The 15,171-nt window shown below is 56.6% G+C and carries 16 protein-coding genes; 4 read left to right on the forward strand and 12 right to left on the reverse strand.

Going from position 1 to position 15,171, the window contains the following annotated elements; genetic code table 11:
* Positions 1-54 precede the first annotated feature (54 nt).
* Together DS901_RS13740 and DS901_RS13745 are read left to right on the forward strand one after the other, a co-directional pair.
* A complete protein-coding gene (locus tag DS901_RS13740) occupies positions 55-696 on the forward strand; it encodes a lysophospholipid acyltransferase family protein (RefSeq protein ID WP_113777508.1) in 642 nt (213 codons plus the stop codon).
* Positions 693-1,634: a phosphatidate cytidylyltransferase gene (locus DS901_RS13745; protein ID WP_113777509.1), complete on the forward strand. Its 942-nt coding sequence runs from the start codon at positions 693-695 to the stop codon at positions 1,632-1,634. The genes DS901_RS13740 and DS901_RS13745 overlap by 4 nt, the downstream gene beginning before the upstream one ends.
* Here the strand turns inward: DS901_RS13745 and DS901_RS13750 are convergent.
* From DS901_RS13750 to DS901_RS13780, 7 genes are read right to left on the reverse strand one after another with little or no spacing between them, the layout of a single operon-like run.
* The gene (locus DS901_RS13750) at positions 1,625-2,371 is read right to left on the reverse strand and encodes a glycosyltransferase family 2 protein (protein WP_113777510.1); all 747 of its coding nucleotides are present in this window, start codon (positions 2,369-2,371) and stop codon (positions 1,625-1,627) included. The two genes, DS901_RS13745 and DS901_RS13750, sit on opposite strands and share 10 nt — an antisense overlap.
* Positions 2,368-3,270: a glycosyltransferase family 2 protein gene (locus tag DS901_RS13755; RefSeq protein ID WP_113777511.1), complete on the reverse strand. Its 903-nt coding sequence runs from the start codon at positions 3,268-3,270 to the stop codon at positions 2,368-2,370. The genes DS901_RS13750 and DS901_RS13755 overlap by 4 nt, the downstream gene beginning before the upstream one ends.
* A complete protein-coding gene (locus tag DS901_RS13760; protein ID WP_113777512.1) occupies positions 3,267-3,809 on the reverse strand; it encodes an acetyltransferase in 543 nt (180 codons plus the stop codon). The genes DS901_RS13755 and DS901_RS13760 overlap by 4 nt, the downstream gene beginning before the upstream one ends.
* Positions 3,806-4,927, reverse strand: coding sequence for a glycosyltransferase (locus DS901_RS19090; protein ID WP_113777513.1), 1,122 nt, complete (start codon positions 4,925-4,927; stop codon positions 3,806-3,808). The genes DS901_RS13760 and DS901_RS19090 overlap by 4 nt, the downstream gene beginning before the upstream one ends.
* A complete protein-coding gene (locus DS901_RS13770; RefSeq protein WP_113777514.1) occupies positions 4,924-5,508 on the reverse strand; it encodes an acyltransferase in 585 nt (194 codons plus the stop codon). The genes DS901_RS19090 and DS901_RS13770 overlap by 4 nt, the downstream gene beginning before the upstream one ends.
* Complete coding sequence (locus DS901_RS13775) at positions 5,498-6,919, reverse strand: O-antigen polymerase (protein ID WP_258546737.1); 1,422 nt, start codon at positions 6,917-6,919, stop codon at positions 5,498-5,500. Before DS901_RS13775 ends, DS901_RS13770 begins: the two co-directional genes overlap by 11 nt.
* The gene (locus DS901_RS13780) at positions 6,826-8,031 is read right to left on the reverse strand and encodes a lipopolysaccharide biosynthesis protein (protein WP_147249937.1); all 1,206 of its coding nucleotides are present in this window, start codon (positions 8,029-8,031) and stop codon (positions 6,826-6,828) included. Before DS901_RS13780 ends, DS901_RS13775 begins: the two co-directional genes overlap by 94 nt.
* 132 nt (positions 8,032-8,163) lie before the next feature.
* On the opposite strand from DS901_RS13780, the gene DS901_RS13785 reads away from it, so the two are divergent.
* On the forward strand, positions 8,164-9,975 hold the full coding sequence (locus DS901_RS13785) for an exopolysaccharide transport family protein (RefSeq protein WP_147249938.1): 1,812 nt from the start codon (positions 8,164-8,166) through the stop codon (positions 9,973-9,975).
* A 2-nt stretch (positions 9,976-9,977) separates the two neighbouring features.
* Here the strand turns inward: DS901_RS13785 and DS901_RS13790 are convergent, their stop codons facing one another.
* The 4 genes from DS901_RS13790 to DS901_RS13805 form a co-directional block, all read right to left on the reverse strand.
* Positions 9,978-11,576 carry a YjbH domain-containing protein gene (locus DS901_RS13790; protein WP_113777518.1) on the reverse strand — a complete coding sequence of 533 codons (1,599 nt, stop codon included), beginning with the start codon at positions 11,574-11,576 and terminating at the stop codon, positions 9,978-9,980.
* Between the two features lie 34 nt (positions 11,577-11,610).
* A complete protein-coding gene (locus DS901_RS13795; RefSeq protein WP_258546738.1) occupies positions 11,611-13,107 on the reverse strand; it encodes a hypothetical protein in 1,497 nt (498 codons plus the stop codon).
* Positions 13,108-13,198: 91 nt separating this feature from the next.
* Positions 13,199-13,456: a spike base protein, RCAP_Rcc01079 family gene (locus tag DS901_RS13800; RefSeq protein ID WP_113777520.1), complete on the reverse strand. Its 258-nt coding sequence runs from the start codon at positions 13,454-13,456 to the stop codon at positions 13,199-13,201.
* 90 nt (positions 13,457-13,546) lie between these two features.
* Complete coding sequence (locus DS901_RS13805) at positions 13,547-14,185, reverse strand: sugar transferase (RefSeq protein ID WP_113777521.1); 639 nt, start codon at positions 14,183-14,185, stop codon at positions 13,547-13,549.
* 233 nt (positions 14,186-14,418) lie between these two features.
* Here DS901_RS13805 and DS901_RS13810 point away from each other — a divergent pair, with 233 nt between their 5' ends.
* Positions 14,419-14,874: a hypothetical protein gene (locus tag DS901_RS13810; protein ID WP_113777522.1), complete on the forward strand. Its 456-nt coding sequence runs from the start codon at positions 14,419-14,421 to the stop codon at positions 14,872-14,874.
* Here DS901_RS13810 and DS901_RS13815 read toward each other — a convergent pair.
* A complete protein-coding gene (locus DS901_RS13815) occupies positions 14,871-15,149 on the reverse strand; it encodes a hypothetical protein (protein ID WP_147249939.1) in 279 nt (92 codons plus the stop codon). The genes DS901_RS13810 and DS901_RS13815 overlap by 4 nt on opposite strands.
* Between the last annotated feature and the right edge of the window lie 22 nt (positions 15,150-15,171).

A 15,171-nucleotide genomic window follows, 5' to 3' on the forward strand; every position in this document is an offset into this window, starting at 1 on the left:
ATGGGCAGGGAAATGCGCTTTTCAACACGATCGATATGCACCAAGGTTGGGTCCATGAAATTTTTACGCCGCCTCGCGGCCCGGATTGTGGGCCATGCCATCCGAATTTTCGCACGGGCGATCACCGCGGTGCGCGCAGATTGGCAAGGGATCGAACCCGTGCCGCGCCAACGCGTCTATTTTGCCAATCACACAAGCAACGGTGACATGCCGATGATTTGGGCGGCATTGCCGCCTGCACTACGCCGTGAAGTTCGCCCCGTTGCCGCGGCAGATTATTGGCTGAAAAACAAGCTGCGTGCCTTTGTCGGCCCTGAAGTGTTCAACTGCGTGCTCGTCGACCGCCGCCCAGAGGTCAAAGATAAGCCGATGGATAAGATCATTGCCGCCTTGGACGAAGGGGCGTCGTTGATCATCTTTCCCGAAGGCAATCGCAACATGACCGATGAGCCGCTTTTGCCGTTTAAGGCGGGGCTATATAACATGGGGCTGGCCCGGCCTGATATTGATTTGGTGCCCACGTGGGTCGCCAATCTCAATACGATCATGCCCAAAGGCGAGGTGATCCCACTGCCGCTGATTTGCACCGTCACATTTGGTACGCCAATCCATGTCAAAGCCGACGAAGACAAGGACGCATTTTTGGCCCGCGCGTCAGACGCATTGGTCGCGCTGGCACCTGAGGTGACACAATGAGCCCCACAACGGTTGATATTTTGCTGCTGGCCTTTGGCAGTTTTGGCATTCTGATTGGGCTCACATTTATAGGTGAAGTCCTGCGCGCCCGCCAAACCCCTGGCACGCTAAACCCTGTGCTTGAAACATTCATGACCCGCATCCAAAGCTGGTGGGGCATGGTCGCATTTGTCGGCGGCGCGCTTCTAATGGGAAAATTCGGGGTGATGGTGCTGTTCGCATTTTGCTCATTCGCGGCATTGCGCGAATTTCTGACGCTGACGGCCAAAGCACAGGCTGACCACAAATCGCTCGCGCTCGCATTTTTCGTGGTGCTGCCGTTGCAATATGTCTTTGTCGGCATGGGCTGGACCGGAATGTATACCGTTTTCATTCCGGTTTACGCGTTTTTACTTCTGCCAATCATGTCAGCATTGCGCGGCAATGCTGATCGGTTTCTTGTGCGCGTGGCCGAAACCCAATGGGCGCTGATGATTGCGGTTTTTTGCGTCAGCCACGTACCCGCATTGATCAATCTAGACCTAGGACAAAGCAGCGACCGTTCCGTCCTAATGATCGCCTTTTTGGTCATGGTCGTGCAGTTTGGTGATTTGCTCGAATATTTCTTTGGGCGTCGGATCGGGCGTCACAAAATCGCCCCCGGGCTGTCGCCTAAAACCCGCGAAGGTGTGCTCTGCGGTGTCATTTCCGCAATGTGTATCGGCGCGTTGCTGCATTGGATCACCCCATTTGGTATCTTAGGTGCAGCGGGCATGGCGGCGATCGCATCGTTTGTAGGCATGTTAGGCAGTCTTGTGTTTGCCGCCATCAAACGCGACCGCGGCGTCAAGGATTGGTCACATCTGATCCCCGGCCAAGGCGGGTTTGTTGATCAATTGGACAGCGTGATTTTTGCCGCTCCGATCTTTTATCATCTGACCGCATATTTCTATGGGTGACGCAAAAACTGCGGCAGTTTCGATAAGTTCTTTGCAACCAACGTGCCTGCCCCGCCGATACGGTGTCGGCGGATTGCACGGTAATCTTCGCGACTTTTACGGATGAGCAGTTTGAGCGAGCCATTGCTGACCCCGCCGACCTGCATCTGCACCATCACTTGCGGCAAATAGGCCAACCGCACATCTGCTGACAGATAGCGCAACATCGCCTCGTAATCGCCGGAAATACGAAACCTGGCGTCATAGGCTCCCATATTTTCAAACACTTGACGGCGCAGATACAGCGTTGGGTGCGGCGGCATCCACCCCCATTTCAGGCGGGTATTACAATAGGGCCCCGCCGTCCAATGCCGCACCACCCGGCCCGACCCATCTGCCGCCACATATTGCAAATCACCGTAAACGCCATCGATCGCCGGATCCGCAAGCGCCTTGGCCACAGCCGCCAGCACATTCGGCCCCGCGAGCTGATCATCAGCATGCAGCACCCCCACGACATCCCCCGTTACGCGCGCAATCCCTGCGTTGATTGCTTCGTAAATCCCACCATCAGGGGCCGAAACAACTTTAGGGGTGATGCGGCGCTTTGCCCATAGAATGTCTAAAGTGCCATCGGTCGATCCGCCATCTTGCACCAGGTGTTCGATGTCAGGGTAGGTCTGCTGCGCAAGGCTATCGAGCATCCGTGACAAGGTCTGCGCGCCAGTCATCACGGCTGTCACGACCGATATCTTCATGACGTCCCCGCCCCAAGATCAATGCCGAGCGCCGCCTGAATTGCGGCCTTGGGATCATCTCCTGTGATCGTCATATGGCGGCGAACCTCGACTAGTTTTGCGTCGACCAAATAGCGATACCAAAACCCTTGCAGCACATGAAATGCGCGGGCTTGCCGCCCGTCCAAAAAACCAAGCCGCAGGATATACCGGTAAAAGAAATACAAACCTGCACGCAACCCACCCGGCAAACGCCCGTAAATCCGATCTTTAATCCAGCGCTTCACCGCTGCCTGTTTTCCTCCGCGCAATGTCCCGATGGTGTCTTGCGGCATAAAGCGATGCTTGCGGTTCAAGATATCGACGACCTCGCGGCTGGCATATGCATTGTGTTTGGCGATCCACCAATCAAGGTTTTTACGGTTGTCGTCGATGATCAAGCCCGGCAATGATTCCGTAGGCCCTGACACCACGATATGCTCATCCATCCACCGGTTTTCACAATGCCCTTTCCCATTGCGAAACAACCGCAGCACGCGGATTGGAAACACCCCGCCCCAGCGCACAGGCTGGCCCAGAAAATGCATCGCACGCCCGACATAAACGCCATCCACATCCGGCAGCCCCGCGCTGATTTGGGCAGCCAGTTCCGCAGTGACCACCTCATCCGCATCAAGGCGTAGCACCCAGCCCGGCGCATTAGATAGTTGCTGTAGCGCCCAGTTAAACTGCGTCGCATAATTGGTCCAAGCATGGCACAATACCTCTGCCCCAGCTTCACGCGCCAATTCCACCGTATTATCTGTCGACCCGCTATCGACAACGATAATCTTTGTCGCAATCGCCTGCACCGATGCAATTGCCCGCACGATGTGCAGGCTTTCGTCTTTGGTTAAGATAATGACGGTGAGCGGGGTCATTTCATTGGCCTGATTTGCAAGGGGTTTCCCACTCCTATATGGCCCGTCGGCAAATTTTTCATGGCCACGGCCCGCGCGCCCAAAATGGCCCGCGCGCCAATCCGCACCCCCGGCCCGACAAAGGCGTCCGCGCAAACCCAAACGTCATCATCTATCCAAATTTTCGGGGTGACCAAGGGGCGCTGCGGCTGACGCCAATCATGGCTGCCCGCACATAGATGCGCATATTGCGAGACCGTCGCACGTGCACCGATGTGAATCTCACCCAAAGCATACAGAATGGCGTGCGCACCAACAGCCGCCTGATCGTCGATCCGCAGATGCCAAGGCATGGTGATCCGCACGCTTGGGTAAATATGCACGCAGCGCCCGATCTGCGCCCCAAAGACCCGCAAAAGCCAAACCCGCCATGCCCAAAGCGGCCGGGGGCTCCACCGAAACAACGGCCAGACCAGCACCCATATCACGCGGCGCAGCTGGGTGGTAAATCCGTATTTTTGCGCGCTGCGATTTGCGCTGACGTCAACATGGGTCATCATACGGGCACCGCCGTGGTGCGCCGAGCGGCGACCTCTTGATACAATTCCACAAAACGCGCGGTCATGGCTGTGGATGAAAACTCTTGCTGCATCCACCTGCGGCCGCGTCCCCCCATCACCCCAAGATCACGCCCCAATAATCCGTTAATTTCTTGTGCTAAATCAGAGGTCTTCAAATCAATACAGGCCCCACACCCGATGCTATCAAGCCGCTGCCACGGTGTTTGGGTTGTGGTCAAAACGGGCACGCCGTGGGCCAGCGCTTCGGCAATGGCGATGCCAAAGTTTTCGGAATGGCTAGGCAGCACAAATAGGTCAGCATCGGCAAACGCTCGCTCTTTTGCAACGCCATCCGCATGCCCGTGAAAGTGGATGCGTGGGCCACATTCCTGCTTGAGCTGCGCGATATAGGCGGCATCCCCCGTGCCATAAACATCCAAATGGACATGCGCAGGCAGCCCTGCCATCGCCGCGCACAGCAGGTCCAACCCTTTTTTGGGATGCAGCCGCCCCAAAAACAAGAGCCTGCTTGGCCTGCGGGTCGACCGCGGCGCGGCTGGTGGGATCGCGACGCTATTGGGGATCATCACCGTACGTATCGCCCCCAAGCGCTGCGTGCTTTGGCGCGCCTCTGCGTCGCTGGTCACATGTAGCGTCACATCTGCACCGCGCAAAAATTGCGCCAGATGTTCAAACAGCTGTTTTGTGTGGCGGCGGGGCGCGTCGGACCAATCAGCGGTGGCTTGCAACGCGCCACGCGGCGACCAGATCAACGGTTTGCCTAGCGCGCGGGCGCAGGCCAAGGCAGGCAATGTCGGGAAACTATAGGTTCCAGTTAGATGCACGATGTCAGCCCAAGCGACCGCCTGCGGCAAGCGTGCCAACAGCCCCGGCGCAATCGCATGACCCGCAATCCGGCGCGTATATCTGACCGGATATGGCAGCGGTTCGGGCGTCACACGCGCTTGCCGGTCGGGCCCAGCCGCATCAGTTGTCAGCGCCTGCAATGCGAACCCCGGCTGCTGTGCAACCCCATCACAGATCGCCTTTGTTGACCAAATGGGGCCACCCCAATAGGTCGCGGGGTAAAAGGACGGGCTGATATGCAAAATCTTCATTCTGCTGCCTGCGCCATTGGAAGCCGCTGCCCGATCACACGGGCCGGATTACCTGCGACCACGGTATTTGCAGCCACATTTGTGGCCACCACCGCACCGGCACCGATCACCGCGCCGCGCCCAATCTGGGTACATTGCGGCAAGATCACTGCCCGCATCCCAATCCAAACATCGGCACCAATTTCCTTGGCGCGCGGCTGTGGAGGGGAGTGCGGGTCAAGCCCATGGTCATGTGTATAGATCACCGCATCTTCGGAAATCATAGATCCATCGCCAATACGCAACCCGCCGGTGATGTCCAAATGCACGTTGCGGTTCACCTGCACTTGATCGCCGATATGCAGGCTTGTGCCCGACACTTCGGAGGAGGCGTTGCAGCCTTTCCAAAAATAGCAGTTCTTGCCAACCCGGACGCTGCGCGGGTCGGCGAAGCGAACACCGGGCTGAAACCGCGATCCTTTGCCAACAGATTTTAACGTCGCGACGTGTATCTGTGTCGCGCAGATGATCCCGAAGCGGCGATAAACTGCGCCCGCTGCGCGGCCAAACCAATAAGCTGCAATCAATGGGTTAAGCCGCATAACACACCCCAGATTTGGGCAGAAGGCAGGGCCTGAAGCAGGGCACAAACAGCGCAAGCATCAAGAGCAACAAGACAGATTGCGCCGCCGCCCCGACGATAAATGCGCTAAACGACGACTGCAGCGTGGCCTGTACGAAGGGATAAAATAGCATCGGATACAGCAGGTATGATCCGTGGCGCAAAACCTGCGTGGCGTTTAGCAGAATTTCTTCACCCTTGCGGTAAATCGCCCCCAACACAGGCGCGACCCCCAACCCGAACCAACCAAAGTTGATAAACGCCTCACCCGGGCCGGTCACGTTAAACGCGCCGCCGGTGAAAGTTTGCATAATTTCGCGCTTGAAATAGACGCCCAAATCAATGGCAGGCTTTTCCAGCCAAATCGCGCGTGGCACCCAGCCGAACAGCCACCACGTATAACTTTCACCATGAAGAAGCTGTTCAAATTCAGTGCGGTCCGTGACCATCACTGCAACGTTCAAATCCAGAAAATAGGTCGATCCGACAATCTGTTGAAACAATGACACCTGCGCCCCGTGAAACCGCAATTGGGTCATGTAGGCCGATACCACCATCACCGCAAATAGGCCCAAAATGGTTAAGAAAACCGTCCGCGCGGCGATCTGCCCGCCCAGTATCGCATAGGTCGCAAACGCGTAGACAAGCAGCTCTATCAGCTCAAATCTGTCGCCAGAAATCACAGCAATGCCAATAAGCAAAACACCCACAATGGCGGCCTGCGCTATCACCCGGCGCGCGCGCAGCACGATGCCATTGGCGAGCAGCAGCACAAAGGCAAATTTGGGGATGATAAAGAACGTCTTAATCCCCGCCAGTGTGGCCCCCACGCCTGCGTCATTCACATTGATCTGCTTTGTCGCGTTCAACCCGGCAAGCAATGCGGGATCAAACACTCCGACCCCGCGCGCGCGCAAGACAAGCGCAAATGTTATTGCCGCAAATGTAAATGCCCCGGTAAAAAGCCAGTCGCGGCGGCAGATTTGTGATGCAATTAAACGCGCGGCTTCTTGAGACTGCGCATGGCTTACGGGACGAGCAAAGGCGATGTATCCGACGCAAATCAGTATGATAAACAGGCTCAGGTAAAGCGCACCACGCAATTGGGCTGAGGGCGAGGGCGTAAACTGTTGAAAGAACGCCAATTCGGGGACGACCGCATAGGCTGCTGCCTTGAGGAAGAAACCAAGCCCGCAAAAATATCCTAGAAAATACATCGGCGACACATAGGGAGCACAGCCCATCCGCTGCCCGATGACCAAAGGCAGCAGGGTGCAGATCAGCGCGAGGGCGATGATCAGGACGGTTTCCATCGGCGTCCCAATACGAATGCGGAGGTGTCGACGCCGACCCGCTGCCAAATCATCCACCACAATAGCGCGCTGCCGCATGTGATCGCGCCGACATAGGCCAAAGCATTTTCAAGCGGGCCCGCAACAAATGTGGCCAAACCAAGATAGGCAAGCAAGCCCGCTGCGCGCGAAATGGCAGATAGGTGCGCCATGCCACAAAGTGTGGCGACGGTGAAACCTGATGCAAACACAACCTGCAAAACTGCACCGCAAAGAAGTACCGCAAAGACCGCAGGCGCCTCCGCGGGCAAGAAAGGCAGCGCCATAATCCCCAAAAGAAACAAAGCAAACCCCGGTAAAAGCGCAACCCGGTTGCCCAGCTTACTAGCCGCACGCAACCCAACAGTATCGCGCGCTGCATAACTTTTTGACACCGCATTTGCGCTGACCCAAGTCGCCACACTGACAGGAAGCGCCCCCAGGTTGGCCACACGGCGCAACACCACGTAGGTCCCAATTTGTGCTGGCGAAAGTATCGCCCCGCCGACAATAATATCGACCTGCGACAACCCAACCCCCAAGACCGATGTCCCCCAAAGCGAGAGCGATACGACCGGTGTGGGGTGGGACGCATTGATAATTTCGCCCCGGTGCCGGCGTTGCCAAGCCCAGATTATGGCAACAATCGCAAAGCCCCCCAACCAGACCACGGCAAACGATAAGTACTGATCTGTCGTCAATGCGGCCAAGCCAAGACCAACTTGCGGGCCGCAATCCCGGAGTACCATCGACATGTTGACGCTGCCTAAGGCGCGCATCAGACTTGCCAGACAGGTCAACAGGTTGATGGCGAACGCCGCCCAAAAAATGGAAGCCCAAGGTAGCAAAGGTAAAAACAGCGGGCAAATCATAACGCCGATTACGGCCACTGCTGCGGGCAAAGTGACCATATGCAACAGCAGACCTGCGGGCGACACCCCGCCACCATCCGTTAAGGCACGCAACAAAAGAAGCGGGCCGCCCAATGACACGACCGGCGCGGCAACAAGAGCAATCCCCCAAACGACCGCAAGTGACCCAAATGCATCGAACCCAAGCCAGTAGGCCAACCAAATCATAACGCCGAAATTGACTGCAACAATCGCGGCACGCGCGGCCATTGGTAATGTGGCCTTTGCACTGATCAGCCTGCTCAACTTTGTCCCAAACATATACGCACCCCATCGCGGCCCGTTAACTTCGCCGTCCTCTCGCTTAGTCGTCGTTCATTGAGATTAATTTTCGGTTAACCCTGATGTGATCAATTGGTGCCTATCGTTGCAGGACAAAAGGCGCTGACATTCATGACGAATCGTAGTTTTGACAGGGTCGCGGGCCGGGCTGATCTTCGCTTAGGTGCCTATCAACCCGTTGCGCCGATTGACGTCGCGGGCCTGTTGCTTGGCCTTTGGCGCGGAAAATGGATCATTATTTTTACGGTGATCTGCGCCGTTGTCCTGGCGGGATATTATGCGTTTGCGCGCGCAGTTCCTTCCTATGCGGCGACCGCAACGATTAAACTCGAACTACCGGATCCACAGCTTAGTGATCCCGCATTTTCGGAAATCAGCCCGACGCGCCTAAACACCGAAGCGGCCGTTTTGCAGTCCCGGCATATTCTTGAACAGGTTATCGACACGCTGGAACTTGAAAGCGATCCCGAGTTCAATCGCTACCTGTTGCCCGCCACCCCCTGGTCGGTCAACGGAATCTGTGATCGTGCCCGCGCGCTGATCTTGGGGCAACCCGCGCCCGAAATTTCACAAAGCGATCTGCGCGACAAGACGATTGAAAACCTGTCAAACATGCTGCGGACAGGACCAGAACGCGGCACCTATCTATTGACGGTAACCGCCACGACAACAAGCCCGCTCAAATCCCAAACCATCGCCAACGCAGTCGCCCAAGCATATCTCGCGGATCAGCTGCGCGCCCGTGTTGCCGAAACAGATGCCTCTGTCGCACGGTTAACGCAGCGTGTTTCACAATTGCAGCAAGACTTGCAGGCCAAAGAAGCCGCGATCAATGCAATGCTCTCGGCCGGGCAGATGACGGATGAAACCCTTTTTGATCGGCTCAGCCATCAGGTCAACGATGCCAATCAGCGTCTGAACGAAGCCCAAAACTCCCCCGATAATGCCACGCAAATCGCCGCATTACAGGCGCTTCAAGATCGGCTAGGTGCGGAGTTAGCAATACAATCCGAAGGGCTTATCCAACTGCAACAGTTGCGCCGCGAAGCACAAAGTACCCGCGTGCTTTATACAACGCTTTTAGCGCAATTGCAGCAGGTCCAAATTGCCCATGACAGCGACACGCCAACGGCCCGCGTCCTATCTGCGGCCACACCGGGGCGCTATGTGGCGCCGCGCAAGACCTATATCCTCGCGATTGCCGCATTGCTGGGGGCGGCTTTGGGTACTGCATATGTGCTTTTGCAAAGGCAGCGCCATATCCAAAGCGATACCCTTGCGGGTCAGGCGGATTGGCCTGTTGTCGCGCATCTGCCCGCGACTGCTGCCCCCAAATTCGACGGATCTGCGCTGCCTTGCCCAGCGCAAAACGCAGCAAACCAATTGCGCACAGCCGTTCTATCAAGCAAATCAGCCGCCCCCCCGCAGGTCATTATGGTTACATCGTGCCGGGCCGACGATGGGCATACCCAAGCCGCAGATGCTCTGGCGCAATCGCTTGCGCGGCTCGAACGATCAGTGCTGCTAATCGCGGCTGAGAGCATGCCGCAATCAAGCCCGTGCAATAACACCCCGACCATCGGGGATATCATTGCATCAGGCGACCCAATGGCAACGCCAGACCATAAAGAAGGGATCACACGCATTCGCGCTTACGCCCCCTCAGAATGCCCGGCGGACGTGTTCACTAGGCCCACATTCATACAGTTCTTGAACGCTGCGCGCAGCCTCTACGACCATGTCATCATTGTTGCTGCGCCCATTTGTCGGTTTCCCGACGCGGCTATAATCGCCCCACAAAGCGACGCCGTGGTTATCACTCTGCGAGACCGCAAAACGCGCACCCGCGATTGGGAAACTGCGCAAACCGCGCTTCGCCAAATTGCGGTGACACAACAGCCGTTGATTGTGCTCACCAACTGAATTCAGTCAAACGTATAGAGCCGCCCATCAACATGCACACGCGCACCGCCATCGCGGGTGACCGGGCGAATGGTTTGCGACAATGCCCCTGCCTCTACGAGCGGAATGGTAAACATGATCCCCTTGTCAAACGATCCTTCACCAAATTCTGCAAATGAGATATCCGTCAGGGTCGCAAATGCGCCCACAGACCAGCCATTTTCGAACCGCCGCGAAAGGGTCAGCGTTCCGCCCCAGTCTTTGGCCAAATAGCGCCCTGCATCCACCTGCACATGATAACCGCCGCCCGCGTCCCAGTAAAATGATCCGTGCCCGCTCAGCACTTGATAATCGCGCAGCCGAAAATCGCTTTCGTAGCCGCGCTGTTGCAACGCATTCAATTCGACGCCTAAGGCAACCGCGCTACCGGGCGGTTGCCAAAGTGCCTCAGCAGATGCGCCCGCATACATTTCTTCAAGCAAACCGAGCGTCAATCGCGTGGCGACGTTCGGATACGGCTGTTCATACCAAGCAAGCGTTAGGCTATTTAGGTCCAGATCACCCTCACGGCTGTATTTGGCAAAATCACTGCGGACATGTGGCAGCACACTATCGGATTCCCGGGTTATTCTATGCAAGTTGCCCGCAATATGTTGGCGCAATTCCCCACCCGCAGTGACACTCGGAGCAATCCGCCATTCCCCTGTCAACGCGAGACCAAAATCGGCGCGCAGCGGCGCATCAGGGTCAAACAGGCTTGGTGCAATATAGGGTTTAATTTGCCAGTCAAAGGGCCCCGTATGTTGCACCGAAGGCGGGCGGGTAACAGGTGCTGATTTTAGATTGTATCCATAACTCGCGCTAAGGCCAAATTCGTTGCCGTAAAGATATTGCGCCGATAGCTGAAGATCAGGGCGCGGCCAATAGATCAGCCCAAGGTTCCATGGGCTTTGATGGTCGAACGCGCTGCCATTTTCAGCCCTATACCCATCAGATGAATATTCAAGAATGACCTTCACATCATCATGCGGCTGGTATGTTAGCCCACCAAACACCGCTGTATCACCATGAAACAGCGCAGCGGTGGTGACAGCCCCACCCTCTCCGATTGGGGCATCAGGGCGATCGCCCAGCGCACCCCCAAGCGGATGGGGAAAACCGCCGTGGCTTGCCAACCGTCCCCAGCCGAGCCCAAGCGTGCCGCTGATCTGAGGCGAGAGTGCTTTGGTTGCCACAATATATTCACCCGCATAGATCCCCGTGCCGACAAAATCATTCACCCCAATCGCAACTGCAGGCCGGTGCGTCGTTTCGTCAAACAGTCGATAATGCAGCCCAAAACTGCGGTCAAAAATCTGATCGTAGGGGCGGCCATCGGCATCATGCAGGTTCCTTAACTGGGCATACCGTAAGCTGACTGACATCCGATCAGACAGCTGAAATGTCGCGCTGCCCCGCGTTCGGCTGGCAAACGTCGCAACGGAAAAAGCCAGCTCTGCATCGGGGGCAGAGCTGGCCACCGACATGTCGATCAGACCCGGCATACCGTAAGTATTATAGTGTTGCGCCTGTCCGGCGATTGGCCAAGTGGCCATCAAAACCCATAAAACAAAATACCGCATAAGCCACCGCTTTCACCAATGGCGATGGCCTACCCTAGGGCACGCGCAGAACATGCCGGCTGTAAAAGCCCAAGGCATCCCCCGTTCCAAAAGAAAACGAGCCCGCATTTACATAGGTCTTTGCCATCCAATCCAACCCGCCGCTTGCGGTGCTGGCGTCCAGATTAGGCCGCAAAATAGTGTCAAAACCATTAAGCACGTTGCCCGTCACAGCCGTTGACCCGGCTTCGATGCCATATGAGACTGAATTTGAGCCCAATTCCCCGGTGGTCCCAACCCGCGAAACACCCGCGATATCAATATTCGCAGGGTTCACGCCATCGTAGACATGCAGGTCAATGGCCGTGGTCCCGGCTGGTAAAACCTGTTCGAAGACAAGGTTTTGGCTTTCACCGTCCCAATGTACAAATGGCGCCATTCCAACATAGGCCCACGCGAAACTTGCTTGGGCCCCCGTGCCAATCACGGTGACATCATGGCGGGCCTCGCCGGGCGTGATACGACGGAGCAATTGACATTCACCGATATCGCCGCCTTCGGCCCGCTGCCATGTCGTGTTTTCAGTGATTGTGACAGTAGTGCCGACTGACAGTCCGTTTGTACCCTGCGCAGGTGTCCATACCGCACCATCAAGCAAGATGCTCCGCGAGATCAGGCTTTCATTGCCGTGCGTTTGCCCACCCAAAATAGTGGTATTACCCGCGATCGAAAATTCGGCCGCATATTCACGTTCTGACGCATAATCAATTGCAACGAACTTTGGATAGCTCGGGCGATTATCTGCGCGCCAATCCAACGCCCCATCTGAAGCAATGCCCCCGGAGTGCGAAGGTGCGGTAATGCCGCTGGTCCCCGTCGCGCGCACCGTATAAAAAACCCCGCCGTGCTGGACTTCATCGCCCATTGTATAGGCCGTTGATGCCATCCAAGAAGGCGGTAAAACACGCGGATCGTCTAAGCTGCCTGTGATCCCAACGGCCTCGATCATCAAGTTATCGCCGCCGGGGCTGGCTGCACCGCCATTGGAAAGGCTCACCACATGGCTACCGGTCAAGCCGCTGGCGACTTTGACTGCCTGCCTGCGGTCCAAATCGACGGCCGTGTAAGTCGAGAACGCTTTAAACCCCAGCCCTGCCGGGTCAACAATTTCATTGACTAAGCTTTGTTCTCCGTCAATGTCCACGCGACAATAACCGCCGCCTGTGCGCCCGGTGAAATAGACCCAAAGATCATAGGGGGCCGCACGGTCTACCGTCACCGATGCTGTAGATGTCTGCGACGAAGTACTGATCGCGCGATTGCCTGTGTAGCTTCCCTGCAAGCCTGAACCAGAGGATTGCAACTGCGACCATGATCCGGTCAGTACAAGATCGCCAATCGGGTAGATATTGTGCAGCTCTGTCAGTAACGTTTCACGCCATGAATAACGGTTGCCCGGATCGGTTGCATCCAATCGCATCGCGGCGGCGACACCTAGGCCGACCTCGGTCCAGATTGTCAGCCCGCCTGCGGGCGCCTGTGCAAGTGCCACATGCGCCCCCTCTCCGCGTGCAAATAACCCCGCCAGGGGCTGTGAAGGTGCGGATGCGGTAGAAGCGGGCGAAAGTTCAAGACCGATCAAGTCAGTACCACGCGATCAACTGGGCGGTTGTGCCCGTGGCCAGTACCCGCAGGGGCCGGATGCTCAGCACCGCGCCCGCTGTCAGATCATAGCTAACGACCACGCCGTCTTTGTCCTGCAGTACCGCCGTACCGCCCGCGTTCACAAAAATCGCGCGGGGGCGCACTGGCAGGTCAGCCGCGTCATCCGGGGAGATTGGGAAATGTGACACCGCAGGCGATGTCAGGTTGACGTAATCAGAATCAAATGGGTCAGACATGGAATGCTCCGGTTAATAAGACCCAACCATGCCTAGACAGGGAACCTTACCAAGCCGTGCGCCCACCGCACGTTGCGTGCCATAACGGCGCTACGCCCCGCGTCGTGCCGCGACCACCGCCAAGGTGCGCCAAGCAATGCGCAGATCAAAGCCAAAGCTCGCATGATCCAGATAGTACAGATCTGCCGCGACACGGCGGCGCATCGCATCTGCATCGTCGATATAGCCCAATTCGGTTTGTGCGTAGCCGCTGATCCCTGGCAACACAGCTTGGCGTGCCGCATAGCCAGGGATCACATTTATATAGACCCGCGCATGATCATAACAGTCAGGGCGCGGCCCGATCAGGCTCATCTCAGCGCGCAAAACATTGATGATCTGCGGCAGCTCATCAATGCGGGAAGACCTTAGAAACCGCCCCAAGGGCGTCACGCGATCCGTATCGAGCGGGTCAAAAGCGCCGCGTGTCTGATCCGCCACGCGCATTGTCCGGAACTTAATCATCGTAAAAGGTTTACAGCCCTGCCCCATGCGTTCTTGCACAAAAAAAAGTGGCCCCGCGTTAAGAAATGGGTTCAGCAATAAAAGGACCCCCGCGCAAACGGCAAGCGGCCCCAAAAGCAGCAACGCACCCGTGCGGTCGAAGATGAATTTTGTGCGGGGAATAGCGGCTCTATTAGGCCGATCAGCCCTTGCAACAAAGGCTGTGTCATTGTGAAAATCGAACATCGCGGCTCACCATTTACCAAGTGCAGTTTTGCAACCGCTTCGAGAGTAAACCTGCGGGTTCATAGTTAAGCATTGTTTAATGCCAGCCGCAAAAACTGTGTGTTTTGTTTGGGGCGAGGCGAAATACAGGTCTTTTCTGTTAACCACCCCGCATATTGGGCTCTAGAGGGCGCAATCAGTCCTTAACCTTTATGCGTTTAATTCTAATGGTCGCCCCAAGCCATGGAGCCCCAATGCCCAAATTCTTGCATGCCGTTCAATTCATAAAGACCGCGATTGTCGTCTTGGTGATTGGCGGCGGGTCCGTTCAGGCACAAGACCGCGCGGCTTTGATCATCCAAAATGATCGCGGGGGCGCAATTGGGGAACGTCTGCTGGCGGTTGCGCAGGCCAATGCCGACCGCACCCGTATCGAACTGCGCGGCCGTATTTGTTATTCATCCTGTACTTTGTATCTGGGGGCCGACAATCTTTGCATCAGCGCCGACACCGTGTTTGGGTTTCATGGCCCCAGCCGCCACGGGCGCCCCTTGCCACCAGATGAATTTGAACATTGGTCACAGGTAATGGCCGCACAATACCGTGTCCCGCTGCGCGAATGGTTCTTGGAAACGGCGCGACACCGGATCACGGGATATTACCGATTGTCCGGTACCCAGCTGATCAACATGGGCTACGCCCCCTGCTAGTGCGTATGCGGCGTCGTATTCCCCGCGACCACCATAGAGGCAACGAGGCTCAGCACTGGACCAAGCCCACCCAGCGCAGGCACGAAAGCGGTCGCATCTTCATTGCACGTCACCACAATCCGGCCCTGCCCATCATAGGCAGCATTTGCAACGCCATAAGGCGTGCAGGCCGCCTGTACCTGCGGAATTGCGATCAGGTCATCGCGCGTATCCGCAATACCTGCCCCAGCAAAGAAGGTCACACAGCATGCGCCCAAAACGAATAAAATTCTCATAAATTTTCCCCTTAATTACGGC

The organism is Loktanella sp. D2R18, assembly GCF_003318235.1.
Taxonomy (GTDB): Bacteria; Pseudomonadota; Alphaproteobacteria; order Rhodobacterales; family Rhodobacteraceae; genus Yoonia.